Source organism: Mycolicibacterium baixiangningiae (assembly GCF_016313185.1).
Classification (GTDB): domain Bacteria; phylum Actinomycetota; class Actinomycetes; order Mycobacteriales; family Mycobacteriaceae; genus Mycobacterium; species Mycobacterium baixiangningiae.
This window is the reverse complement of record NZ_CP066218.1, coordinates 5739875-5764052: the sequence shown is the minus strand read 5'-3', so window position 1 is coordinate 5764052 and position 24178 is coordinate 5739875. Positions and strand designations below refer to the sequence as shown.

24 protein-coding genes are annotated in these 24178 nt (G+C 68.5%); 9 read left to right on the top strand and 15 right to left on the bottom strand.

Features of this window, described 5'->3' with window-relative positions; genetic code table 11:
• Window positions 1-33: 33 nt before the first annotated feature.
• The 6 genes from I7X18_RS27410 to I7X18_RS27385 all read right to left on the bottom strand — a co-directional run bounded on the left by I7X18_RS27410 (window position 34) and on the right by I7X18_RS27385 (window position 4830).
• The gene (locus tag I7X18_RS27410; protein ID WP_193045632.1) at window positions 34-1191 is read right to left on the bottom strand and encodes an acyl-CoA dehydrogenase family protein; all 1158 of its coding nucleotides are present in this window, start codon (window positions 1189-1191) and stop codon (window positions 34-36) included.
• Window positions 1192-1677: 486 nt separating this feature from the next.
• The gene (locus I7X18_RS27405; protein ID WP_198730493.1) at window positions 1678-1815 is read right to left on the bottom strand and encodes a hypothetical protein; all 138 of its coding nucleotides are present in this window, start codon (window positions 1813-1815) and stop codon (window positions 1678-1680) included.
• Window positions 1816-1914: 99 nt separating this feature from the next.
• Window positions 1915-2232 carry a nuclear transport factor 2 family protein gene (locus I7X18_RS27400; protein WP_193045633.1) on the bottom strand — a complete coding sequence of 106 codons (318 nt, stop codon included), beginning with the start codon at window positions 2230-2232 and terminating at the stop codon, window positions 1915-1917.
• Window positions 2233-2544: 312 nt separating this feature from the next.
• Complete coding sequence (locus tag I7X18_RS27395) at window positions 2545-3432, bottom strand: ferredoxin family protein (RefSeq protein WP_193045634.1); 888 nt, start codon at window positions 3430-3432, stop codon at window positions 2545-2547.
• Window positions 3429-4637, bottom strand: a complete 1209-nt coding sequence (locus I7X18_RS27390; RefSeq protein ID WP_193045635.1) for a cupin domain-containing protein — start codon at window positions 4635-4637, stop codon at window positions 3429-3431. Before I7X18_RS27390 ends, I7X18_RS27395 begins: the two co-directional genes overlap by 4 nt.
• A 10-nt stretch (window positions 4638-4647) precedes the next feature.
• On the bottom strand, window positions 4648-4830 hold the full coding sequence (locus tag I7X18_RS27385) for a hypothetical protein (RefSeq protein ID WP_193045636.1): 183 nt from the start codon (window positions 4828-4830) through the stop codon (window positions 4648-4650).
• A 290-nt stretch (window positions 4831-5120) separates the two neighbouring features.
• On the opposite strand from I7X18_RS27385, the gene I7X18_RS27380 reads away from it, so the two are divergent.
• Window positions 5121-6104, top strand: a complete 984-nt coding sequence (locus I7X18_RS27380) for an NAD-dependent epimerase/dehydratase family protein (RefSeq protein ID WP_193045637.1) — start codon at window positions 5121-5123, stop codon at window positions 6102-6104.
• Window positions 6105-6113: 9 nt separating this feature from the next.
• Here I7X18_RS27380 and I7X18_RS27375 read toward each other — a convergent pair whose 3' ends face one another.
• Entirely contained in the window at window positions 6114-6602 is a 489-nt protein-coding gene (locus I7X18_RS27375) for a MarR family winged helix-turn-helix transcriptional regulator (protein ID WP_193045638.1), read from the bottom strand.
• 84 nt (window positions 6603-6686) lie between these two features.
• On the opposite strand from I7X18_RS27375, the gene I7X18_RS27370 reads away from it, so the two are divergent.
• Entirely contained in the window at window positions 6687-7967 is a 1281-nt protein-coding gene (locus I7X18_RS27370; protein ID WP_193045639.1) for a multidrug effflux MFS transporter, read from the top strand.
• Here I7X18_RS27370 and I7X18_RS27365 read toward each other — a convergent pair.
• Window positions 7936-8520 (bottom strand): TetR/AcrR family transcriptional regulator, encoded by a 585-nt coding sequence (locus tag I7X18_RS27365; protein ID WP_193045640.1) that lies wholly within the window; start codon window positions 8518-8520, stop codon window positions 7936-7938. The two genes, I7X18_RS27370 and I7X18_RS27365, sit on opposite strands and share 32 nt — an antisense overlap.
• Before the next feature lie 168 nt (window positions 8521-8688).
• Between I7X18_RS27365 and I7X18_RS27360 the strand changes: the two genes are divergently transcribed.
• The 4 genes from I7X18_RS27360 to I7X18_RS27345 all read left to right on the top strand — a co-directional run bounded on the left by I7X18_RS27360 (window position 8689) and on the right by I7X18_RS27345 (window position 14902).
• Complete coding sequence (locus tag I7X18_RS27360) at window positions 8689-10809, top strand: hydantoinase/oxoprolinase family protein (protein ID WP_193045641.1); 2121 nt, start codon at window positions 8689-8691, stop codon at window positions 10807-10809.
• Window positions 10810-10812: 3 nt separating this feature from the next.
• On the top strand, window positions 10813-12978 hold the full coding sequence (locus I7X18_RS27355; protein WP_193045642.1) for a hydantoinase B/oxoprolinase family protein: 2166 nt from the start codon (window positions 10813-10815) through the stop codon (window positions 12976-12978).
• A gap of 448 nt (window positions 12979-13426) precedes the next feature.
• Window positions 13427-14134 carry a GAF and ANTAR domain-containing protein gene (locus tag I7X18_RS27350; protein WP_193045643.1) on the top strand — a complete coding sequence of 236 codons (708 nt, stop codon included), beginning with the start codon at window positions 13427-13429 and terminating at the stop codon, window positions 14132-14134.
• Window positions 14135-14152: 18 nt separating this feature from the next.
• Window positions 14153-14902 carry a GAF and ANTAR domain-containing protein gene (locus I7X18_RS27345; RefSeq protein ID WP_193045644.1) on the top strand — a complete coding sequence of 250 codons (750 nt, stop codon included), beginning with the start codon at window positions 14153-14155 and terminating at the stop codon, window positions 14900-14902.
• On the opposite strand, the gene I7X18_RS30025 is transcribed toward I7X18_RS27345, so the two are convergent.
• The 5 genes from I7X18_RS30025 to I7X18_RS27320 form a co-directional block, all read right to left on the bottom strand.
• Window positions 14903-15070 carry an ANTAR domain-containing protein gene (locus tag I7X18_RS30025; protein WP_319017977.1) on the bottom strand — a complete coding sequence of 56 codons (168 nt, stop codon included), beginning with the start codon at window positions 15068-15070 and terminating at the stop codon, window positions 14903-14905.
• Window positions 15071-15457: 387 nt separating this feature from the next.
• The gene (locus I7X18_RS27335) at window positions 15458-17092 is read right to left on the bottom strand and encodes a fatty acyl-AMP ligase (protein WP_193045645.1); all 1635 of its coding nucleotides are present in this window, start codon (window positions 17090-17092) and stop codon (window positions 15458-15460) included.
• A 335-nt stretch (window positions 17093-17427) separates the two neighbouring features.
• The gene (locus tag I7X18_RS27330) at window positions 17428-17889 is read right to left on the bottom strand and encodes a GreA/GreB family elongation factor (protein WP_193045646.1); all 462 of its coding nucleotides are present in this window, start codon (window positions 17887-17889) and stop codon (window positions 17428-17430) included.
• 83 nt (window positions 17890-17972) lie between these two features.
• Window positions 17973-19220, bottom strand: a complete 1248-nt coding sequence (locus I7X18_RS27325; RefSeq protein WP_193045647.1) for an NAD(P)/FAD-dependent oxidoreductase — start codon at window positions 19218-19220, stop codon at window positions 17973-17975.
• 102 nt (window positions 19221-19322) lie between these two features.
• Window positions 19323-20882, bottom strand: coding sequence for a PucR family transcriptional regulator (locus tag I7X18_RS27320; protein ID WP_193045648.1), 1560 nt, complete (start codon window positions 20880-20882; stop codon window positions 19323-19325).
• Window positions 20883-20984: 102 nt separating this feature from the next.
• On the opposite strand from I7X18_RS27320, the gene I7X18_RS27315 reads away from it, so the two are divergent.
• Window positions 20985-21545 (top strand): TetR/AcrR family transcriptional regulator, encoded by a 561-nt coding sequence (locus I7X18_RS27315; protein WP_193045649.1) that lies wholly within the window; start codon window positions 20985-20987, stop codon window positions 21543-21545.
• Between the two features lie 88 nt (window positions 21546-21633).
• Here the strand turns inward: I7X18_RS27315 and I7X18_RS27310 are convergent, their stop codons facing one another.
• On the bottom strand, window positions 21634-22470 hold the full coding sequence (locus I7X18_RS27310) for a class I SAM-dependent methyltransferase (RefSeq protein ID WP_198730492.1): 837 nt from the start codon (window positions 22468-22470) through the stop codon (window positions 21634-21636).
• Window positions 22471-22514: 44 nt separating this feature from the next.
• Between I7X18_RS27310 and I7X18_RS27305 the strand changes: the two genes are divergently transcribed.
• Both I7X18_RS27305 and I7X18_RS27300 read left to right on the top strand, forming a co-directional pair.
• On the top strand, window positions 22515-23354 hold the full coding sequence (locus I7X18_RS27305) for an SDR family oxidoreductase (protein ID WP_193045650.1): 840 nt from the start codon (window positions 22515-22517) through the stop codon (window positions 23352-23354).
• 4 nt (window positions 23355-23358) lie between these two features.
• Window positions 23359-23814 (top strand): nuclear transport factor 2 family protein, encoded by a 456-nt coding sequence (locus I7X18_RS27300; RefSeq protein ID WP_193045651.1) that lies wholly within the window; start codon window positions 23359-23361, stop codon window positions 23812-23814.
• 60 nt (window positions 23815-23874) lie between these two features.
• Here I7X18_RS27300 and I7X18_RS27295 read toward each other — a convergent pair whose 3' ends face one another.
• Complete coding sequence (locus I7X18_RS27295) at window positions 23875-24123, bottom strand: hypothetical protein (RefSeq protein WP_193045652.1); 249 nt, start codon at window positions 24121-24123, stop codon at window positions 23875-23877.
• Between the last annotated feature and the right edge of the window lie 55 nt (window positions 24124-24178).

Genomic DNA, 24178 nt, shown 5'->3' with positions numbered 1-24178 from the left:
GAAACCCTGTTGCGCAGAGGACACGCGTCACGTTCACTGCAGCAGTGCGCGTGCCATGACCACACGCTGAATCTGGTTGGTACCTTCGTATATTTGGGTGATCTTGGCATCGCGCATCATCCGCTCGACGGGGAAATCGCGCGTATATCCGGCTCCTCCGAACAGCTGCACCGCATCGGTAGTCACCTGCATCGCGGTGTCGGAGGCGAAGCACTTCGCGGCCGCCGAAATGAAGGAAAGTCCGTTCTCCCCCCGCTCAGCCCGCGCGGCAGCGGTGTACACCATTGCGCGTGCAGCCTCGACCTTCATCGCCATATCCGCGAGCATGAACTGCACACCTTGGAAGCCGCTGATAGCCGAACCGAATTGCCGGCGTTCCTTGACATATTGAATCGTCTTGTCGAGGGCGCCTTGCGCGATGCCGACGGCCTGCGCGCCGATCGTGGGTCGGGTGTGATCCAACGTTCGCAATGCGGTCTTGAAGCCGTCACCCGGCTCGCCGATGATGCGGCTTGAGGGAATGGCGCAGTCCTCGAAATAGAGCTCCGCCGTCGGAGATCCCTTGATGCCTAGCTTTCGCTCTAGAGGACCGACTGTGAAGCCATGGTCATCGCTACGGACCATGAAGGCCGAAATACCACGCGGCCCCGCAGCGGCGTCGGTGACGGCCACAACGGTGTACCAGGTCGACTCACCGCCGTTGGTGATCCATGCCTTCACCCCGTTCAACACCCAGTGATCACCATCCAAACGAGCCCGGGTCCGCATGGCAGCGGCATCCGAGCCGGCCTCTCGCTCCGAGAGTGCATACGACGCAAGCGCACCGCGAGCTACGTCGGGCAGCACCACCGACTTGAGCTCCTCACTCCCGTCCAGCATCAATCCCATCGTGCCGAGCTTGTTAACCGCGGTTATCAACGATGATGACGCGCACACCCGGGCGATCTCCTCGATCACAATGCATGTCGCCACCGCGTCGGCGCCCTCACCACCGTAGACATCAGGCACATGGGGGGCGTGGAACCCCGACCCGACCAGCGCTCGGTGCGCCTCGGCAGGAAACCGCGCGTCTTCATCGACCTCCGCGGCGTACGGTTCGATGTCCTTCTCGGCCAGCGAACGGATCGCCTCGCGCAACGCCAGGTGCTCTTTTGGCAATGAGTAAAGATCGAACTCCGGTCGACCGGGCATCAACAACTCCTCTGCAGTGCAATCGATTTGGATTGGGTGTGGCTGGCAAACACCGGGACCGGGTATGGGTCTGTTCGGGAATGCCCCGTGCTCGCGACCACAGGCGCGGCGAGGCGCCAAATAGGTGAATACGTCGAGCTCACGGACCGGGTAAGACCGCGGCATTCCTGCTGAGAGCGACGTGGCCGGCCGTCACTCAACGGACCCCGGGCCGGTCATCGTTTGTCCAGTGGTAGGCGAGCACCGGATGCGTCGTCATGAAAGATCCTTTGCTGCACCGTCATTAGGCTTCTGACTACTATGTGCGGTCGGAGGCAGCGTTTTCAACGGGTTTCGCCCGGTTTTTGGCATCCAAGGCGGCGCGCGGTTGGTGACTTTCACGAATCGGAGATTGAAAGTGGGAGCCCACCTTGATGGTCGTGGCGGACCAGGTGCCCACTATTGCCGGAAATTGCGCACGAGTCTTGATCGCGCGTCTATCCCCGTCTAGGCGAAATCCGGGTCCGAGGCAGCGGTGTGGGCCGCGGGCTGCGGAGCGGCTTCGCAGCGGGTGGCTTCGTCGACGAGCGCCAGTTCAAAGACGGCGGCGTTGGGGCAGGCGCCGGTGGCGAGCAACACCCACAAGCTCCTGCGGTAAACCGTTGCTGCGCGCCGCGTCTCAGATTCATGGCGCTCTTCACCACAGCCAGTTCCACATCGCTCGATCTCGGAGAGCTCAGGGCACTAGATGGCCGGGGCTGGAGCGAGTCCAGAAAGCATCGGAGGCGTCTCGACGACGGGGAAGGTCTGTATGAACAGATCCTCGACACGGCGGAATGAAATTCTCCACCCCTCGGCGCTGCGAATCCAGTCGTCATGCCAATAGCCAACGGCAACAGTGTTGCTCGCCCCGTCTCTGCTGGCGTGCATATGCAGGTGCGGTGTAACCGAGTGGGCGGTGTCGCCCTTGATGGTGACGGTCGCATGCCCTTCGATGTGGAGCCAGGAGTTGAAGCTGAGCCCAAGCCCCTCGGTTCCACCCACCAGGCCTTTGCCGCGCATGAGTTCGGAGTATTCGTCGAGCTCATATATTCCCGCACCCGCATCGGTTGCGACCTCATCGCAAGGTGCGCGTTCCCAACAGATCACGGGAGCTGGCCGACGGCTGTGCCCACACCCGATCCACCCGCAGCGTTTCCCATGTGACACCTGTGGCGGCAGGCGTCCAGATCACCCAGACAGACCGCGAAAGCCCGCAAGTTGTGGACGGTCGCATCAACCGATTCATGGCCACATTGCGGGGCGTGTTCTCTCCCGGCCAATTGCGCTGATCGCCACCGCCACCGGCACCCCTGTTGATCTTCGACGTCTCACTCAGGCCGGTGCCATCGACACCAAGTGGTAGATCTTCACGCGGCCAGGTACTTTCGCGTGGCACTGCGACAGCAGCGGTTCGGACCAGCCCTCCTCGAGGAGCACCTCGACCGGGCCTGCGTCGCCGTCGAGCACCACCCGGTGGCGGGTGTCGGTGTGCTCGACGGCCAGCGGTGACAGGCTCGCGATGCGGTCGTCGCCGTACTTCTCGCGGGTGAAGTACTGCGCGGCCTGCACCGCATGGGGCAGCGACGTACGGCCCCGCAGGTAGCGGTTGTCCACTCGGCCGTCGAGATATCGGTCGACCAGTTCGGCGGCGTCGGTCGAGTCCACCCGCCCGTAACACAGCCCCTCGGGCAGGATGAGCATCGTCGCCGCGAAGCGGTCGCCGCCCAGATGTGAACATTCCCAAGCCATCTCGGGATACGCCGCGGTGATGCCCGCGATCGCGCCGCGTCCGCGCACCGCGCAGCACTGGTCGTGTCTGCCGTGCGCGCACACCGCCACCACCGGATCGGCGGTCGGGGCGCCGTCGGACCCGTCCAGCGCGAGGTCGAGATAACCCTGCGGGCCGTCGGCCTCCCCGCAGTAGAGTGCCTCGCTGCCGACGCCGGAACGGGCCACGAACCACCGCCACCGCGGGGCCCCGGTCCGGCGGCCATGGCGGCGGATGGCCGCGATGCGCATGCCTGCCGCCTCGACGCGGCGCACGATTGCGCGCCCGAGAACCGGATCGATCACCGCCGGGGACTGCAGGAACGCCGAAGATCCCCAGCCGCCGGACAATTCGAGCAGCACCCACGACGAGCCGGCGGAGGCGGTGCCGTACATCGGGTCCTCGCGCAGCAGCGACTGGTCACTGCACGGTGGCCGCCTCCCAATGGTCATACGGTGGCCGGCGTCACGACCGCTTCACGCAGCAGCCTGCGGATCAGGACCGCCCCGTCCGCGCGGTCGAGGCCGGGCAGGCTGCCGGCGTCGCCCACCAACCCGCGGCTCAGCGCCAGCACAGCCTGCGCGCAGGATGGGGGAAACGCGATGACCCGGTCGGGGAGTCGCAGCGCGATGCCGTCGCCGGAGGTGTCCACCGTCGCGACGAGCCCGCTGCGCCACGCCACTGCAGCGGTGTCGGCATGGGCGACCGCGTCGAGCGTGGCCAGCGGCCGGACGGACACCGGACGGGTCTGCTCGGCGTGCCGACGTGTCAACTGTTCGGCGGCCGCATGGCTGAGTGCGGTCGCGTCGTCGCGCAGGGTCGCGACGAGCTGTGCCATCACCTTGGTCACCGTCGCGATGATCTCATCCTGGTCGTCCGGGTGGCCGCCCATCGGCAACGACGCCCGGAACGCGGCGTCGTCCGCCAATGCGTCTACCACTGCACGCGCAACGTCGGCACCGGTCACCGCGGACACCCCGACGGTGAGGTGGATCGACGTCGTGTCCAGGGCTCGCGCCGAATGCACCCACCCGCGGGGGAGGTACAGCGCATCGCCCGCAGAGAGCACGGTGTCGATCACCGGTTCGCCGGTGACGCGCTCGGCGATGGCCGCCCGGTGTTGCGTCCACGGTTGTGAGGGCAGTGGGTGCACGTACACGGGTTCGTGGACGATCCAGCGCTTCTCGCCGGCCGCCTGCAGGACGAACACGTCGTGGACGTCGTAGTGCGGGTCGAAGCCGCGATTGCCGGGCGGCGTGATGTAGGCGTTCGCCTGCACCGGATGCCCGAGGTCGTCGACGATGCCGCGGACGAAGTCGATCACCGGCGGCCACAGGCGGTGCAGACCCTGCAGCACGATGGTCGCGCCGTCAGCGAACCGGCTGAGCACCTTCGCCGAATCCACCTGGTCGGGCATCTCAGCTCCGAAACCGGCCGGCCCCAGGTAACAGTCCTTCGGCAGGACGTCACCCTCTTTGGCCAGCCGGATGAACGGTGCGCGTACCCCGCGCTCGGCGATCAGCTCGTCGACCATGGTGGGCGACAGGAGATCTCCGAAATCGCGGGGTAGCGCGCCGGAACGGCTGAGCAGCGGTCTGCGACCCCAGTATTCGGAAGCGAATGTGTGCGGGTCGGTGGCGATGCAGCGGCTCAGCATCTCAGGTGGGTCACGCGGTCCCGTCGGCACCGCCGTCGTGGCCTTCGGGGTTCGAACCGCCGTCGGCGGTGCCCTCACCGCCGCTGGCAGTGCCGTCGGCTCCGCCGTCGTGGCCTTCGGGGTTGGAGCCGCCGTCAGCGGTTCCCTCGCCGCCACCCGGAGTGGTGGTGATGTCGTCGTCGTCGAGCGCCATGGTGTTCCTTTCTGTCGGCGCAACCGTGGCCGAGTACCGGCTCCGGTCGTCAGGGCGACCGCGAGCGGGCTGGGTACCGCCGCGTTGCCCTGCCAGTGTTGCCGATCCGGGCAGTATGAAACGGCGTTTCGCTCAGGCCGGAGCGCCCGCCGCCAACCGGTGGCACGTCGGCCGCCCCAGCGGTCGCGCGCGACGACGCGGAGTGAGCGCGGCATAACGGTGCCACTGGTACCGTAAACCTCCGATGTGCACAGGGAGCGCCGTCACCGGCGCCCGGGCGAGGAGGACCGATGCTGATCGGCGTCACCGGCGGAACGGGATACGTGGGAGCGCACTGCGTGCGGGCCCTGCTGGCGGACGGCCACCGGATGCGGTTGCTGGTCGGGCCCGACGCCGAGGGCGCACCGGTGCTCGACCACCTCGCCGAACTCGGGGACGTCGACGTGTTCTCCGGCGACATCCGCGAGCAGGCCACGATCACCTGTCTGCTCGACGGCTGCGACGCGGTGCTGCACGGCGCCGGTGTGGTGGGCACCGACAACCGGCGCAGTGCGCTGATGTGGGAGGTCAACGCCTACGCGACCGAGGCACTGCTCACCGAGGCGGTGCGCGCCGGCCTGGACCCCGTCGTATCGGTGAGCAGCTACAGCGCGCTGTTCCCGCCGCCGGACGGGATCATCGGACCGGACACCCCGACGGCGCCCGGGCGGAGCGCATACGCCAAGACCAAGGGCTATGCCGACCGCGTCGCGCGGCGTCTGCAGCAGCAGGGGGCGCCCATCGTCATCACCTACCCGTCGAGCGTGGTGGGCCCGGCGTTCCACACGGCCCCCGGTGTCACCGAACGCGGGTGGGCGCCGCTCGTGCGGTACGCGGTGGCTCCCAGGTTGCGCGGCGGCATGCAGATGATCGACGTGCGCGACGTCGCCGCCGTCCACGCGGGGGCGATGCGCCCCGGCCGCGGTCCGCGCCGGTACGTCTGCGGCGGCGAACTCGTCACGTTCGACGAGATGATCGACGCCCTCGAGCGTGGCTCCGTGCGAAGGTTCCGGCGAATTCCGTTGAGCCCCGGCGTTTTCCGGGGGATGAGCCGAATCGGCGACACCCTGGCCGGAATCGTCCCGCTCGGTGACGGGCTGACCTACGAGGCGGCGCTGCTGCTCACCGCGGCGACGCCGACCGACGACTCGGCCACCCTCGCCGACTTCGGGCTCACGTGGCGGTCTCCCAGGGAGGCCATCATGTCCTCGTTCTCCGACCGCGCCCCGGCCTGAGCGACGCGGCTACGCGCCCCGCTGCGCCGCGCCGGCCCGTCCGGTCAGCGACGGCGCGACCTGGGTAGTCAGCGCGCGCAGCGCCGGGATCGCCGCGACGAGGGCCTCGACCGCAGCGGCGGGTAGCTCCCTCAGCGCGGCGGACACCGACCCCGCGATGGCGTTCTCGATGGCGTCGCGTTCGGCGAGCGCACGTGCCGTCGGCTCCAGCAGCGACACCCGCCGATCGCGGGCGTCGGCGCACTTGTTAAGGAGCCCGCGGTCCATCAGCCCGCGCACCGCCGTACTGACGTTGCTCGACTGCATGTTCGTCGCCGCGGCGACCTCCGACACGCTGCGCCCCGGCTCCTCGATCACCGCGCGCAGGACCGCGAGCTCGGAGGCCGGTAGCGGCTCCAGCCCCACCTGCGCCGGACCGAACCGGGCGATCCGCCAGGACAGATCGTGCAGGGCGAGCGCCAGCTCACGATGCGTGTCGGTGGGTTCGCTCACAGTCATATGGGTATTTTGACACACATATTAAAAAATACGTATGCTTTCATAGGTAGTGTCGCAGCTGCCCGCCACACGCTGAAAGGAAGCATGACTCAGAAGGTCCCGACGGTCGTATCGGCCCCGTCGGCGGTGCTGATCGCCGTTCTCGCCCTGCTCAACGCGGTGACGCCGTTCTCCATCGACATGTACCTCTCGGCGTTCCCGGAGATGGCGACGGACTTCGGCACCTCGCCGTCGACGATCCAGCTGTCGCTGACCACGTTCCTGATCGGGCTGGCGGTGGGGCAGCTGGTCATCGGGACACTGTCGGACCGCTACGGCCGGCGGCGCCCGCTGATCATCGGCACCGTCGCCTGTGTCGCCGTCAGCGTGGCGTGCGCGCTGGCGCCGTCCATCGGGCTGCTGATCGCCTTGCGATTCGCGCAGGGGTTCTGTGGTGCGGCCGGTGTGGTGATCTCGCGCGCCGTCATCGCCGACCGCTCCCGCGGCGCCCGCGCGGCGCGGCTCTTCGCGGTGATGATGCTGATCGGCGTCCTGGCGCCCATCACCGCCCCGATCCTCGGCGGCGTCATCGTCACCGGGCTGGGCTGGCGCGCCGTGTTCTTCGCGTTGGCAGTGCTCAACCTGTTGACGCTGCTGGGAGTGGTGCTCGCCGTCAAGGAATCCCTGCCCGAAGAGCATCGACGGCCGGGAGGGCTCAAGGCCCTGGGCGCCAGCGCGCGCGGAGTGCTGAGCAATCGTTACTACCTCGGCTACACGCTGGTCATGGCGTTCTCGGCGGCCGCCATGTTCGGCTATATCGCGGCATCGCCCTTCGTCGTGCAGAACATCCTCGGGTTCTCACCCGCGGCGTATTCGGTGACGTTCGGATCGTGTGCGCTGGCCGTCGGCGCCGGCAGCCTGATCTCCGCGCGCCTGGTGCGGACCATATCGCCACGCCGAGTGCTGATGGGTGGCGTCATCGCACTGCTGGTGGCGACCGCGTTGATGGCCCTCAACGTCACCGTCGGTCACGTGATCCCTTGGGCCACCATCGCGTTGATGGCCTGTTTCATGGGCTGCATCGGATTCGTCTATGCCAACGCCACCGCATTGGCCATCACCGAGGTGCCGCAGGCGGCGGGGACGGGTTCAGCGGTACTGGGCTTCCTGCAGTACGGCATGGGTGCGGTCACCCCACCTCTGGTCGGCCTTCTCGGTGAGGGCAGCGCGGTGCCGATGGGTGTGGTGATGTTCGGCGCCGCCACGCTGGCGGCACTGTCGATGTTCATCCTCACCCGCGGACACGTGCCCTTCGGCGACGACGAGGCCGACGTGACGCCGGATCAGGTGCTCGTCACGTCAACAGGTGACACCAGGAGTCGGTGAGGGTCTCCAGCAGGACCTCGCGCTCGACCAGCCAGCCACGCCGGAACCACTGCCGCGAGACGAATTCGAACTGTCCGAACGCCAGTAGGCACCGGCTTCGTCGGGCATCGGGGTGGAACCGGTCCGCGTCGTCCAGGCCGGTCTGCATCGCCTGGACCGTGCCGTCGAACCATCGGTCCAGCACCGCCGCCACCTCCGGGTCGCCGGCTTCCGCCCGGTGCGCCACCAGCATGTAGGGCCGGATGACGGGCCACTGATCGAATTTGCGATCCAGCCATTCGCGCACCATGTCGCAGCTGCCGGACTCGACGACCTTGGCCAGCGGCGGATCGTCGGCGGTGGTGAGGATGGCGTCGACGTCGTCGATCAGCTGATGCATGAGCTGTGCCTTGGACGCGAAGTGCAGATAGAAGGTGGCGCGGGTGGCGCCGGCGGCCGCGGCGATGTCATCGATCGTGGTGGCCTGATAGCCCTTCGTCGCGAACGATTCCAGTCCGCATTCGAGCAGCAGTGCGCGCGTCCGTTGCTTCTGGACCTCGCGAAGCGTCGCCACCGGGTCAGCGTACCGAGCGGCGCAGAGACCTCCCGGTGTGAGGAACCCCACCGAAAGAGGCGCGCCGCAAACTCGCTATACACACAGTATAGTGAGTGTACTGCGTGTCCGTCGTCGCGACGGCACGCCTTATCCGCGGCCCGCGCTCACGGGCGGAAGAGGACATCCATGGCGTATTTCGTAGGTATCGACATCGGCGGCACGTTCACCGACGCCGTCCTTCTCGACGAGTCCGGCACCGCGCGTCTACTCAAGACGCCGACCACCCTGCACGACCCCTCCGAAGGGGTGAACAACGCGCTGACCCTGGCCGAGGAGGAACTCGGGCTGCCTGCCGGATCGATCCTGCGGCAGGTCGACTACTTCGGGCTCGGCACCACCGTCGCGACGAACGCGCTCATCGAGCGCAAGGGCGTCAAGACCGGCATCATCACCACCCGCGGCTTCCGCGACGCGATCCTCATGCAGCGGGCGACCGGCCACTGGGCCGGTAAGGAACTGCACGAGATCCGGCATGACTCCCAGCGCACGCAGGTCCCACCAGTGGTGGAGCGGCCCCTGATCCGCGAGGTCACCGAACGCGTCGACTACAAGGGCGCGGTCGTCGTCGCGCTCGACGAGGACGAGGTCCGCACCGAGGTCCAGGTACTGCTCGACGAGGGTGTGCAGGCGATCGCGGTCTGCCTACTGTGGTCGTTCCGTGAACCGAGCCACGAACAGTGCATCGCCGCGATCATCCGTGAGATGGCGCCCGAGGTCTATCTGACGATCTCCAGCGAGCTCGCGCCGGTGCTGGGCGAATACGAACGCACCGCCACCACCGCGCTCAACGCCTACCTCGGCCCGGCCGTGCAGGGGTACATGACCAAGCTGGACGGTTCACTGCGCGACCGCGGGCTCACAGGCTCCTTGCGCATCCTCGATTCCGGCGGCGGCGTCATCACCCCCGAAAGAGCCGGTGAGACAGCGGTTTCCATCCTCACCTCCGGACCCGCCGGCGGTGTGCTCGCCAGTGCCCAGCTCGCCCGGCGTATCGGCACCCCGAATGTGCTCACCACCGACATGGGCGGCACCTCGTTCGACGTCGGCATGATCACCGACTACGAGCCGGTCATCTCACCCCAGCAGCATGTCAACGGCTACCAGGTGCTCAAACCCGCGGTGAAGGTCACCGCGATCGGTGCCGGCGGCGGTTCGATCGCCCGGGTGGTCGGTGGCCAACTGGTCGTCGGGCCGACCAGCGCCGGTTCGATGCCCGGTCCGGTCTGCTACCGCCGCGGCGGCACCGAACCGACGGTCACCGACGCCGACGTGGTGCTCGGCATCATCGATCCGACCTACTTCCTCGGCGGGACCTTCGGGCTCGACAAGGAGGGCGCCGAACGCGCCGTGTACGACAGGATCGCCAAACCTCTCGGCCTGTCCGTGCAGGAAGCCGCCTACGGCATCAAGTCCATCGCCGACCACCGGATGGCCGACCTGCTCGACACGCTCACGGTGGGACAGGGCCACGACCCGCGCGATTTCGTCGTCTTCGCCTACGGGGGTGCGGGCGGGGCGCACTGCCACCGCTTCGGCGCCGAACTCGGCGCGCAGTCGATCCTGGTGCCCGCCACCGCAACCGTGCACTCGGCGTTCGGCGCGGCGATGAGCGATCTGCACGTCTCCGCGGAGATCTCCGACCCCATGCACTCGGCGACGTGGGACGGCGCCGAGGACGCCTTCGATCCCGAACGCCTGACCCGGCACTTCGAGGATCTCGAGGCCGAGGTCACCAAGGAGCTCCTGGGCAGCGGCGCGGTCGCCGATCGCATCGTCGTCCAGCGGTCCGCCGACGTGCGGTTCCGGATGCAGAGCAAGGGGCTTTCGGTGCCCGTCGAACCCGGAACCCTCGGCACCGGCTCCATCGTGCGCATGATGGAGGCCTTCAAGACGCAGTTCGTCGAGCTCTACGGCAGCGAGGCGCTGTTCCTCGGCGCCGGTGTGGAGATCGTCTCCCTGCGGGTGCAGGCCAAGGGGGAACTGGACAAGCCACGGGTCACCCACGTCGTGAGTGCCAACAGTCAGGGCGGCGACACACCGTCGTCGCGTCAGGTGTACCTGGGCCGCGAGTACGGGACCACGCTCGCCGACGTCGCACGCGGCACCGACCTGCGCCCGGGGGACCGGGTGCAGGGGCCGGCCGTCATCGAACACCCGGGCACCACCATCTTCGTCGGGCCCGACCAGACCGCCGTCATCGACGAACTGGAGAACACCGTCATCCACACCAGCCAGAAAGCCGCCTGACCCATGACCGCACTCATCGATGTGGACGTCATCACCTACGAGGTCGTCCGAAATCGCCTGACCGCCATCGTCGCCCAGCAGTCGGCGGTGTTGAAGAACGTCTCGGGGTCACCGCTGGTGACCGAGGCCAACGATTGCAACACCGGCGTCTACAACGCGGGAGGTGAGGTGGTGACGATGGGCCCGCACAACCTCTTCCACTCCGGTTCGATGGAGACGGTGGTCAACCACATCATCGCCGACTGCACCGACACCGTCGGCATCGAGGAGGGAGATGCGTTCATCACCAACGACCCCTACAAGGGGGCGTTGCACATGCCCGACGTCACGATGATCGAGCCGGTGTTCTACGACGGTGTCCGCATCGGATGGGTCGGCACGTGTGCGCACGTGCTCGACATCGGTGGGATGACGCCGTCGAGCTGGTCACCGGCCGCCCGGGAGGTGTACCAGGAGGGCCTGATCCTGCCGCCCACCAAGATCATCTCGGGCGGCACGACCCGCCAGGATGTGTGGAACCTCATCCTCGCGGCATCGCGGTTGCCCGCCAACCTCGGGCTGGACCTCAAGGCGATGATCGCCGCGAACAACCATGCCCGCCAAGGCATACTGCGCCTGGTCGACCGGTACGGCGCCGACGTCGTCACAGGCGTGATGACGACGATGCTCGACCGCTCCGAAGCCCAGGTGCGTGAGCGGTTGCTGACGATCCCGGACGGAACCAGCCGTGCGCGAACCTATTTCGACCACAACGGGCACGAGTCGACGCTCGCGCGCGTCGAGGTCGAACTGCGCAAGGACGGTGACCGGCTGGTGTTCGACTACGGCCGCACCGCAGAGCAACTGCCCGGGTTCTTCAACTGCACGATGTCCGGCCTGCGCGGCGGTGTGTTCTCGGCGATCCTGCCGGTGCTCGCCCACGACATCCCGTGGAACAGCGGCGTGATGCGGGCCATCGAGGTCACCGCACCCGAAGGCACGATCGTCAACGCGAAGCACCCGGCGCCGTGCGGCGCATCGACCACCGGCGCCACCACCATCGTGCAGAGCACCGCGGGCAGCGCGCTGTCGACGTTGGTCAGCACTCACGACGAATTGCGCGGTGAGGCAAGGGCGGTGACCACCGGGGGACTGATGGTCTTCCACATCGCCGGCCGCAACCAGTACGGCGAACCCTACGGCGGCGCCATGACCGAGGTACTCGCCGGCGGCGCCGGTGCCAACGTGAACCGCAACGGCGTCGATTACCGCGGGCCCAACGAGATCCTCACCGGGCAGTTCAACAACGTCGAGGGTGAGGAGGCCGTCTTCCCACTGCTGTACCTGAACCGGTCGGCCAACACCGACGGCGGGGGCGCCGGCCGTCACCACGGCGGGTTGTCGGTCAGCTCGTCGTTCGTCCTCCACGACACCGACGCGCTGCACGGCGTGATGGCCGGCCACAGCATGTCGATGCCCAACTCCCTCGGAATCCACGGCGGCATGCCGGGTTCGACGCATCAGGTCACGATCGTGCGTGGCAGCGACATCGACGCCACACTCGCCGGGGGCTCGATGACTGCCGACGACGTGGCCGGTGAGCGTGTCGTGTACACCGGTTCACCCGGTGAAATCCAGCTCGCCGCAGGCGATGTCGTCGACTGGAGCTTCCACGGCGGTGGCGGCTGGGGTGATGCGCTCGACGCCGACCCGGACACGGTGCTCGATGACATCACGGCCGGGCGCCTGTCCGTCGAGAGCGCTGCGCGCCTCTACGGTGTTGTGGTGGTCGACGGTGCGGTCGACTACGAGGAGACCAGCGCCCGCCGCAGCCGCGAACGCGCGCGGCGGCGGTTGTGGGCGAAGGACAAGACGTTCGGGGTGGTGCAACTCGACCTGATGGGTGGCGCCCGCACAGTCGGCGACCATCTCGTGCTGGCGCACGACGGGGTGTCCCTGGTGTTCGCCTGCGACTGCGGGAATGTGATCGCTCCTGCCGACGAGAACTGGAAGGGTTACGCGGCCCATTCCCGGCTGGCGGCCGAGGATCTGGGTCCCAAGATCCGGTTGCACCCCGGTCTGCGCGCCGACGGGTACGCCTGCCCGGGCTGCGGCGCGCTGCTCGCCGTCGAGATCCGCGCACACGGCGACGAGCCGCTGCGCGACCTGGAGTTGGCGGTCCAGGCGTAGAAGCCCGAATCGCGGGCTGTTCCAGTGGCTATCTGAGCACAGTCACTCGTCAACACGACGCTGATGCGCCAACCGACTGTCGCGGCTGCGATCGGTGAACGCTTTGTCGCGCCGAAGCCGTGCGAGCGCCCATCGAGCGTCGGCGGCCCTGCTGGCGGCTCGCTCGGTGGCGGCGATCAGACGAGCGAGAGCTTTGCGGGGGCTCATCGACCCACCCCGCCCCGGGCTGTGGCGTCGGTCCGGGAGCCGGAAATGACAAACATTGGGGCGCCTCGATTTTCGATGATGGAGCTCCAGTACACGCCTGTTGCCGAGTGCTGTCAACGCGCTCACCACCCCCGTTTGCAAGCGGTTCGTGCATCGCTTTCGGATCGGGATAGGGTGAACTGATGACAGCGCCTCGCCACCGGGGTCGGCCACCAACCGGCCGACCGTCGTCCGGCGTGTAGTGGCCTTCCACGAACAGCTGTCCGCCGCGGTGGACGGCCAGCGCGGCACCGCCGCGGCCGACCGGTTGTGCGAGGCCTGCGTGACGCTCCTCGGCGTCGACGCAGCGGCGATCTCCCTGGTCCTCGAGGGGGCCGCCACCGGAACCCTCGGTGCGAGCGGAACGCTGGCCCGGGAGTGCGACGAGCTGCAATTCACCCTCGGTGAGGGGCCATGCCTGGACTCCGTCCGGCACCGGAGCGCGGTGCTGGCGGTCGACCTCGCCGACCCTGCCGAAGTGCGCTGGCCGGTGTACCGGCCCGCGATGCTCGACTTGCGCATCCGGGGCGTCTTCGCGATGCCGTTGCTCGTCGCCGGTGAACACGTCGGCGCGCTCGACCTCTTCCGCGCTGAGCCGGGAGAAATTCACGGGGAGCAGCTCGCGGGCGCGATCGCCGCCGCGGAGATCGCCGGCATCCCCCTGCTCGACCTGCTGGACACCGATCTGCGTGCCGCGGTCGACGATCCCCGGTCCGACGCGTGGGCCGAGCTCAACGCGCTCAGTCGCGTCGAGGTCAGCCAGGCGACAGGCATGCTTGTCGCCCAATTGGGCATTGACCCGGCCGAGGCGTTGTTGCGGCTGCGCGCGCACGCCTACGCCGACGGCCGCAGCGCCTCGGACGTGGCCCGAGACATTCTCGAACGCCGCCTGCGGCTCGAGGCCCACTGACTACTGGGAGGGGACACGATGACCGATGCGTCCCGCGAGACCCGCGTGCTCGACGCCGTCGTGACGCTCGTTGACAGCCTGCTCGACGACTTCGACATCGTGGATCTGCTGACCGACCTCACCGAACGCTGTGCCGATCTGCTCGATATCGCCGCCGCCGGATTCCTGCTCGCCGATCCGCTGAACCGCCTTCGGTTGCTGGCCGCCACCACCGACCAGGTGCACGCACTGGAACTGTTTCAGCTGCAGTCCGACGAGGGGCCCTGCGTGGACTGCTTTCGCAGCGGCCAGCCGGTGTCGGTCGCCGATCTGACGACGGCCGCGCAGCGTTGGCCGCGGTTCGTGGCCGCGGCGCGCGAGGCGGGCTTTGCGTCGGTGCACGCTGTGCCGATGCGTGCGGGGGGCACCGTGCTGGGGGCGCTCGGCCTGTTCGGTACCCACCCCGGTGTGCTCGATGAGGCCGACCTTCTGGTCAGCCAGGCGCTGGCCCACGTGGCGTGCGTCGCGATCCTGCAGGAACACCCGCCGACACCCGCGACGGTCCTGCCTCAGCTGCGTTCCGCGCTGACCAGCCGAATGGTGGTCGAACAGGCGAAGGGGTTCGTGCGCGAGATCTTCGACGTGCCCGTCGAGGAGGCCTTCACCCTGCTCCGGACCTACGCCCGTAGTCGCGGTGAGCACCTCACCGATGTCGCCCGGGCCCTGATGGGTGACCGCACCTCGCGCCCGGTGATCGTCTCGGCGCTCTCCGACATGCTCCAGCCCTGATCAGGGTTTCTGCGCGCGGGCGCGCCGGACCGCCTCGTCCACCAGTCGCTCGGCCACGACGTGGAGTTTGACGTTCTCGTTCTGACTGATCTTCGTCAGCCGTGCGAACGCCTCCTCACCACTGGCGCCCGAACGGCTGCGAATGATGCCGATCGCCTGATCGATCACCGCGCGGCTGTCGAGCGCACGCTGTAGCCGCGCTGCGCTCTCGCGTGGGCAGGCCGACGTTCGGATTGATCAACGCCACACCGGCACCCTCGACACCGGGAATCGCCCGCGCCGCGAACTGAGCGACCGCGCTGAGCAATTCGGTCACACTGCCGGCGCCGGCGACTATGCCTGCGACCCCACGCAAACCTTCGTGGTAATCGGATTCGTCGGATTCCCGCCGGCGTTGCGACGGCTCGGCAGGCGCCCTGGGCTCACGGCCCGCCTGGGCGTCATAGTCGGCCATCGGCCCACCCCTCCCGCCGTCGACAGCGCCGTCGACAGCGCCGTCGACAGCGCCGTCGAACGTGACGGAGCCGAACCTACCCGCAGTCGCAGAGGACCGACTCAGTCGATGAGCGACAGCGCATGGGCCCGGCGCAGTTTCCCCGACGGTGTCTTCGGGATCAAGCCCGGCTCGAGCACCACCACATTGCGGGGCCGCACATCGACCTCGGCCACCACCTCGTGGGCGACCTGGCGTTGGATGCGCCGGACCTGCTCGGCATCCTCGAAGTCCTTGCTCTCCACCGCCACGGCGAACGTCTCGCGAGAGTGGCCGGCGTCGAGGCGGATGGCGACCGCACACCCCTGCCGCACCCCGGCGACGCGGGTCGCGGCCCGCTCGATGTCGGTGGGGTAGATGTTGCGACCGGCCATGATGATCACGTCCTTCAGCCGGCCGCACACCACCACCTCACCGGCCTCGGTGAGGTAGCCGAGATCGCCCGTGTCGTACCAGCCCAGTTCGTCCTGCGCCGCGACGAACCCCGCCGTGGTGGTGTAGCCACGGGTCACCGGACGACCACGCACTTCGATCACGCCGACTCCGCGGGCGGGCAGTACGGCACCGTCCTCGTCCACGACCCGCACCTCGAGACCCGGCAGCGGCCGCCCGAGGGACACCAGCCGCCGAGTGTGTCCCTTGTTCGCCGGTACCGCCCGGTGGAGGACCGCCAGAAGATCGGCGTCCACCTCGTCGACGACCATGCCGCGACCGCATTCGGAGAACGACACCGCCACCGTCGTCTCCGCCATGCCGTACGCAGGGATGATCGCTTCCGGCCTCAACCCGAACGGTGCACCGGCCTCGCAGAGATCCTCGACGTCCTGCGGATCCACCTGTTCGGCGCCCGAAAGGGCCCACCGCAGCGACGACAGGTCGAACTCACCGGGCGAGGCGAGCCTGCGCAGCCGCTTGGCGAACAGGTTGTAGGCGAAATTGGGCGCCGCTGTCATGGTGCCGCGGTACTTGTCGATGAGCTTGGCCCACAGCAACGTGTCACGTAGGAAGTCCATTGGCGTGACCTTGACCAGTTCGGCGCCGAAGAACATGGGCACGGTGAGATACCCCGTCATGCCCATGTCGTGGAAACACGGCAGCCAACTCACGATCACGTCGGTGTCGATGTCGAACTCGCATCCGACGATCATCGCCTCGGCGTTGGCCACGACATTGGCGTGCGATATCTGCACCGCCTTCGGAGAACCCGTCGACCCCGACGTCAACTGCATCAGCGCCACGTCGTCGTCACCGGTGGGCACCGGCTCGACCGGATCGTGGCTGAGCAGATCGGCGACGGTCAGCACCAGCATGCCGAGTCCGGACAGCAGCGGGGCGGCAGGCATGAACGGGTCGGACACGATCACCGCTTTGGCGTCGATCATCTCGATGACCGCGGTGGTCTCCTCGGCCCAGCGTTGCAGATCGGTGCGCGGCGTCGGTTGGTGCAGCATCGTCAGGCTCGCGCCGCGCATCCAGATGCCCTGGGCGGTCGGCGCGATCTCGACGGGCGCCCCGGCCAGCACAGCGATCGCGTCTCCGTGACCGACCCCCGCTGCCGCGAGCCCGCCGGCGATCCTCCGGGCCCGCTCGTGGACCTCGAGCCAGGTGTGGCGAACAGCATGGTCAGGTTCCCCTGTCACCATCCCTTTGGTGCTCGAGCGGGCATTGCTGAACATGGTGTCGGTAAAAGTGCTCACCGCAGTCCTTAACCCGTGCGGCTGGCACACGGCGTATCGAGCTCGGCGCTCGGACGGCGCGGACGTGGTACCGGGAACGCAGAGCTTTGTCGTCGGATCGGGGGCTGGCACGTACGCAACCTTCGTCAGTTGCGACGCGGGCTGGGCAGTTGGTCCGCGGCGGGGAGTGTGGCTCGCCACCGGGCTGTTTTCGAGGCTGTCCGCTCAACCCGCCATGACCGTACCGTGACAGGGTCCAACTACCGTAATCTCCTGACCAGGACACGCCGGAATCCCGACGCGGTCGTCGTGGTGCCGCCGCCCGGCCGCCACTGCAGCGATGATGACCCGGCGGGTCACCCGCGCGGACGGTGCATCCCGTAGGGCACCGCCTTGAGCAGCGTCACCGGCAGGGATGCGCCACTGGGCACCGAATAGGTGCGCCGGTCGCCCGGCCGGGCGCCGATCAGCGCCTCGCCCAACGGTGAGTTCACCGAATAGACCTCGAGGTCGCCGTATTCCGCACCCCGGACGCCGAGCAGGAACGTCTCCTGGTCGCCGGTCTGGTCGAACCGCACCGTCAGCACCATGCCGGGCTCGGCGACACCGTCGTCGGGCGGATCCTCACCCACCACGGCGTTGAGCAGCAGATCGTGGATCTGCTGGATGCGGGTCTGGCGGGCCCGCTGCACCGCGACGGTGTTCTCCTCGCTGTCGTCGGCGGCCTCGGTGGCGAGCAGGTTCCGCAGTTCGGTCAGCTCGTCCTGCAGACGCCGGTAGGCCACCGGCGTCATCCAAAAGCGTTGTGCGGTAGTCACAGTCATCCTCCTCGATGAGATGAGAGATCGTCGTCAGGGGCGGGTCGATGCGCCGCCCCTGACGACTCGATGCGAGTCTGTGTTCAGCGCAGCGGGTCGACGGCCCGCAGCGCCTCGGGTTGCTTGCCGGTGGTGATGTGCTCGGCCAGAAGCCGGCCGGTGACGGGGCCGTGGGCCATTCCCCACATGCCGTGGCCGCCGGCGACGTAGATGCCGGGAGCGACAGCGCCGACCAGCGGACGGCCGTCGGGGGTGACCGGGCGGGGGCCCACCCACTCATGGGTGCGCTCGTCCCACCGGACACCGTCGAGCAACGGTGCGGCCGAGGCCACGATCGCCTCCACGCGGGCCGGGATGATCGGTTCGTCGGGGCCGCGGAACTCCATCGTGCCGGCGACACGCAGGGCGCCCTGGTAGGGCGTACACGCCACCCGCACCTCGGGCAGATAGACCGGACCCGGGACCGGGCGGTCGACGGGCACCGTGAACGAATACCCGCGTCCGGCGCGCACGGGTGTGCGCACCCAGCGACCGGCCAGCGACGACAGCCAGGCGCCGGTCGCGATCACGACGGCGTCGGCGGTCAGCGGTGTGCCGGTGCGGGGATGGACCCGCACGCCCCGCCGGTCCGGCACCACATCGGCGACGTCGACCGGGCTGATCGTCGCGCCATGCCCCACCACGGCGCACGCCAGCGCGTGGGTGAACCGCCCGGGATCGACGAACCGCTGGCCCTCTACGCTGATACCGGCGGTCACCGCGGACGAGGCCAGGGGCACCTGCTCGCCGAGCTGGGTGCGGGTCAGGCGGCGATAGACCACGTCCTGTCCGGCGCCGCGCAGCCCGCGGAGTTCGTCGACCAGATGCGCGGCGTACCGCTCAGAGGTGAACATCGCGGTGATCGGACCGTCGGTGGTAGGCGCGTCGACCCCGTTGCCGGTCAGCACGTCGAACGCGTCGAGGCATTCGGCGTTGAACGGCAGGTTGGCGCTGACCGCGCGGTCCCACGACGAGCGCCGGCAGTTGGCCGCGAAGCGCGTCAGGAACGACCACAGCCGGACATCAGCCCGGGCGGGGACGTGCAGCGGGGCGGCCGGGTCGGCCAGCGACCGCAGACCGTAGCCCAGCACCGACGGCTGGTTGAGCGGAATGGTCAGCGCGGGCGAGACCCACCCGGCGTTACCCCAGGACGCGCCGGCGGCGACACCGTCGCGGTCCACCACGGTCACCTCGACGCCGCGCTCCTGCAGGAACCATGCGGTGGAGAGGCCGACGATGCCGGCGCCCACCACGATCACCGACCGCGGCCCGCCGTCGAATTCGTCGAACATCACGTCACCTCCACTGGCCGGCTACTCACCGGGACAAAACCTGTCCCCACCGATGATGGCGACTGACCGGCGGGTGGCCATTGCCCGATCAGGACAATGCGGTCAGGGCGATTTGTCGTCTTCGGACAACGTGACACCGTCGTCGTCGGTGGCGGCGAGTTCGACGGTCATCGCCAGGCGCTTGCGCGCATCGGTCAGGTCGAGATCGCTGACCTCGGCCATCTTGCGCAACCGGTAGCGCACCGTGTTCTCGTGCACGCCGAGGCGTTCGGCGGCCTGGTGCAGGTCGCCCTGGGCGGCCAACCATGCCCGCAGCGTGTCGACGTAGCGGGTCGCGTGGTGTGCATCGTGGCGCCGCAGGTCCGCCACCGGTCCGCGCTGCGGGGTGCGGCCGACACGGGCGGCGATCCGCAGCCGTCGCAGCACGATGTCATCCCAGGACTCGTCGTAGGCGGGGGCGTCGCCGGCCCCGCCCTGCATTTCGTGCAGCGCCAGACACTCGTCGGCCTCGTCGCGAGCCGTGGGCATTTCCAGAACCGTTGCCGTGCTGCTGATTCCGGCGAAGACGGTGGCGCGCTCGGGCAGCGCGGCCCGCAGGCTGCCGACCCAGCGTCGCGCGGTGTCCGCCGGTTCGCTCGGCAGCACGGTGTAGACGGTGGTGTCCGACAGCGTGCTGCGTCCCGGCCGCGACCAGCCGAAGCCCGTGGTGGCCCGTTCGAACGCCAGCAGCAGCGCGGCGTGGCGTTCCTCGCCCAGGCGGGCGCGCAGCGCGATGACTCGAAGCCCCGACGGCGGCAGCGCCAGTTTGCTCACCACCGTCGGCGCGTCGACCGTGCCGTCGAGCAACCCGATCATCAGGTCGGACTCCACCTGCCGCTCGAGATCGGCACTGGCGCGGGACCGCAACAGGTGCAGCGCGACCATCCGGGCGCCGTCGGACAGGGCACGCAACTGCTCGCCGCGCAACTCCGCCGCACACGCCACCCACACCGAGCCGAGCAACTCCCGGCCGGCGCGGGCGGCGATCACCATCCGGCCCGCGAGCCCCTCCTCGGGAGCCGGGGAGACGAACATGGGAGCGTCGGAGGCGGCCAGGTGTCTGGCGACGCCGCGCTCGGTGAACATCGCCCGCAGCCGGTCGGGGGCCTGCCTGCCGAGGATGGTCTCGACCCGGGCGTCGTCGGCGCACTGCTGCATCCGCGAATACGCGAGCACCCGCCAGTGCCGGTCTTCGATCGTCACCGCACCGCCGATCGCGTCGGCCAGGCTGTCGGCGAGGGCGAACAGGTCGGTGGGCCCACGCCCGGACTCGGTCTCGCGGCCCTCCAGCACCAGCCCGAACACCACCGCAGCCAGCTCACTCCACGACACGTCGGGGTCGACGGTCAGGACCGCCGGATGTCCGGGCTCCGCCGCGTCGAGGCCCTGACCGACGTCGTCGGAGTCGGCCCGGACGAGCACCACCGCCGCCCGGGCCGCGCGGGCCCATGCGACCGCGGTCGCCACCGAATCTGCGCCCACCGCCAGCAGCACGTCGCCGACCACGTCGCGTTCCTCGTGCATCACGACGGTGCGCAACTCGGTGGATCGGGGCACCGCGCACGCCCGCAGCGAGACGCCATAACCACCGAGCACGTTGACGAGCCGGTCCAATGTGACCACTCACGCTCCCCACGCCGACCGTCCGCTCAGCCTAAACCGCCGACTCCGGCGAGTGCCAGCATCAGGCACACCGCCGATGCGGACCTGAGGTTGAATTGCGGTGTGGAGCACGGAAAGGCGCACGGCCGGCCCAGGGACGCGTCGATCGACGATCGGGTTCTCGCGGTGACCCGGCAGCTGCTGGTGGAGATCGGCTGGGACGACCTCAGCATGCGTCAGATCGCTGTGCGCTCCGGGGTGAGCCGATCGAGTATCAACCGCCGCTGGCCGTCCAAGTCGGAGTTGGTGTTTCACGCCATCCTGGGCGACACCCCGGATCTGGCGCCCTTCGCGGGCACCGACCGTCGCGGGTGGGTCGAGTGGGTGGTGCGCGGGAGCCGGCAGCTGTTCGCCCGCCCGGAGGTGCGGGCGGCGGTGCCCGGACTGCTGCTCGCGATGGCCGAGAACGACGAGATGCGCCGGCGCCTGTGGGCGGATTTCAGCGGTCCCGCGGTGAATCTTTTCGGTGCATCTTCTGAAGCGGGGAGCGCCGAACTCGACGCCCGAGCGGTTCTCGCCATGGCAGCGGGTGCGGCGCTGTTCCTCTCCACGATCGCCGTCGAGGATGACACCGAGGCCCTGCACGAACGCATCTCCGGCCTGCTCACCGCCGTGACCGGGTGACCGACGGCGTTCCGGCGCCGAATGTGCAATGGCTGCGACTTTTCCGCCGATTTTTCGCAGTGAGCGCACATTCGGCATCCGTCATGGCCTACCCGAATTCCAGCAGGGTGTAGGCGCCCCGCATCTGCTTGGTCAGCCTGAGCTGCCAGAACGCGGGGAACAACTTCTCGAACATCAGGCCGCGGCCCTGCGGCATCGGCAGGTCGTGCACGGCGCGGATGCCGGGAACCGTATTGGCCAGATCGGCCAGCTGAGCCGGCGTCAGGCTGAACGGCATCGGCGGCACACGGTAGCGGCGGGAGGCCCGCATCCCCTTGGGCGCCAACTTCTTGACCAGCACCGGCGGCAGGTCGAAGATCATCTGACCACCCGGGAACCGCTTGGCGCACTCGGTGATCAGGCGCATCGACTCCTCGGGCTGCAGATACATCAGCAGACCCTCCGCGGTGATGAAGACGCCGTTGGTGGTGTCCACCCGATCCATCCACGAGAAGTCCAGTGCCGACTGTGCGAGGGTGGTGATCCGGTCAGAGGGCGGCAGCAAACGCTCGCGTAGTTCGATCACCGGGGGGAAATCGACGGTGACCCAACGGAAGTCGAGATCGGGCCGCGCGCTGGTGAGCCGCCAGAAACTGGTCTGCAGGCCTTCGGCGAGGGCCACGACCGTCGCGGACGGATGAGCGCTGAGGTACCGGATCGCCGCCCGGTCGAAGGCCAGCGAGCGCAACGCCATCTCCTGGCCCTTGCGGCCGAATTTGCCGAAGTCGAAGTCGATCGCATCGACGAGCCGGATGGCCATCGGGTCGTCGATGATGGCCTTGGGGTGGCGGGCCTGGTGCGCCCGGCCGTTCAGCGTCAGAAGCGCGGTCTCGGAGACGCCGCTCAGGATGCCGGCGTCGGCTTTTTCACCGTCTGCGTGGTTCACCGCTACCAACGTACCGACATCGCGTCGGCGTATAGGTTGCAGGGATGAGTCGTATTTCGGTGATCACCGGCGGTGCGGGCGGTATGGGCGTGGCGACGGCACGCATCGTCGGCCGCGACCACACGCTGGTGCTCTGCGATGTGCGACGGGACCGGCTCGACGCCGCAGTCGCCGGCCTCGACGATCTCGGCATCACGGCCACTGCCGTCTACTGCGACGTGACCGACCGCGACGCCGTCGCGGCGTTGTTCGACACCGCATCGAGCCTCGGACCGCTCGCCTCGGTGATCCACACCGCGGGGGTCAGCCCCAGCATGGGGGACGCCGAATACGTCATGCGCACCAACGCGATCGGCACGGTCAACGTCGACGAAGCCTTCTACCGGACCGCGGGCGAGGGCGCCGCGATCGTCAACGTCGCCTCGATGGCGGCGCACATGTTGCCCGAGGAGATGATCCCCACCGGACACTTCCCCCGTGCCCTCACCGACGAGGACGCTTTCATGGCCGACATGTTGTCCGCCTGCTCCATCGTTCCCGAGGAGGCCCAATCAGGCATCGCCTACGCATTGAGCAAGAGCTTCGTCAGGTGGTACAGCACCTCGCAGGCGGAGCGGTTCAACGGGCGCGGTCTGCGCATCGTGTCGGTCTCACCCGGTTCCGTCGACACCGACATGGGCCGGTTGGAGGAGCAGGCGGGCGCAGGCGCGATGGTCGCCGACGCCGCCGTGCCCCGGTGGGGTAAACCGGAGGAGATGGCCGAGCTGTTGGCCTTCTGCGTCAGTGACCGGGCCGGATATCTCACCGGCACCGACATCTTGAACGACGGCGGAGTGGTCGCGTCGATGAGGGAACGCGCCCGCGTCGCCGCCGAGAAAGGCTGAACCCGTGAAGCCCCCGTTCACCCTGGAGAGCGCGACCGCCAAAGTGCGCGCAGGGGAAGACCTTTGGAACACCCGCGACCCCGAGCGGGTGGCGCTGGCCTACACCCCCGACAGCCGGTGGCGCAACCGCTCCACGTTCCTGCGCGGGCGTGACGAGATCATCGGGTTCCTCACCGACAAGTGGGCCCGCGAACTCGACTACCGCCTCATCAAAGAGATCTGGGCCCACGGTGACGACCGCATCGCCGTCCGGTTCGCCTACGAGTACCACGACGCGAGCGGCGAGTGGTTCCGCGCGTACGGCAACGAGAACTGGGAGTTCGCCGCGGACGGGTTGATGACAACCCGCCACGCCAGCATCAACGACGTCCCGATCAGCGGGGCGGACCGCCTGTTCGGTTGGGACCGCAGCGGACCGCGGCCGCAGGATCATCCGGGGCTCACCCAGTTGGGCTTGTGACAACGCACGAAACACCAGCGAGGGGCACCCTTTCTGGTGCCCCTCGCTGGTGGTCAGGCGTCAGCGGACGGTGACGAAGACGACGCGGTCGTCGTTGTCGTAGCGGACCGCGACGATGCTCGACTGATCAAGCGGCTTGACCGTGCCCTGGTGGTTGACCCGCACCTCGTAGCCGCGGTCATCGAGCGAGTTGATGGCGTTGTCAGCGTTTCCTGGCCCGGCCGGCGCGGCCTGCGCGGGGGCGGCCAGCCCGAGGAATCCTGCGGCCACTCCGCCTGCGACGATGGTGGCCATTCCGAACTTCTTCATTTTTCCGTACTTCTCTCTGTACCTCTGCGAAACTTTATGTGTCCAGGGTGTTAAA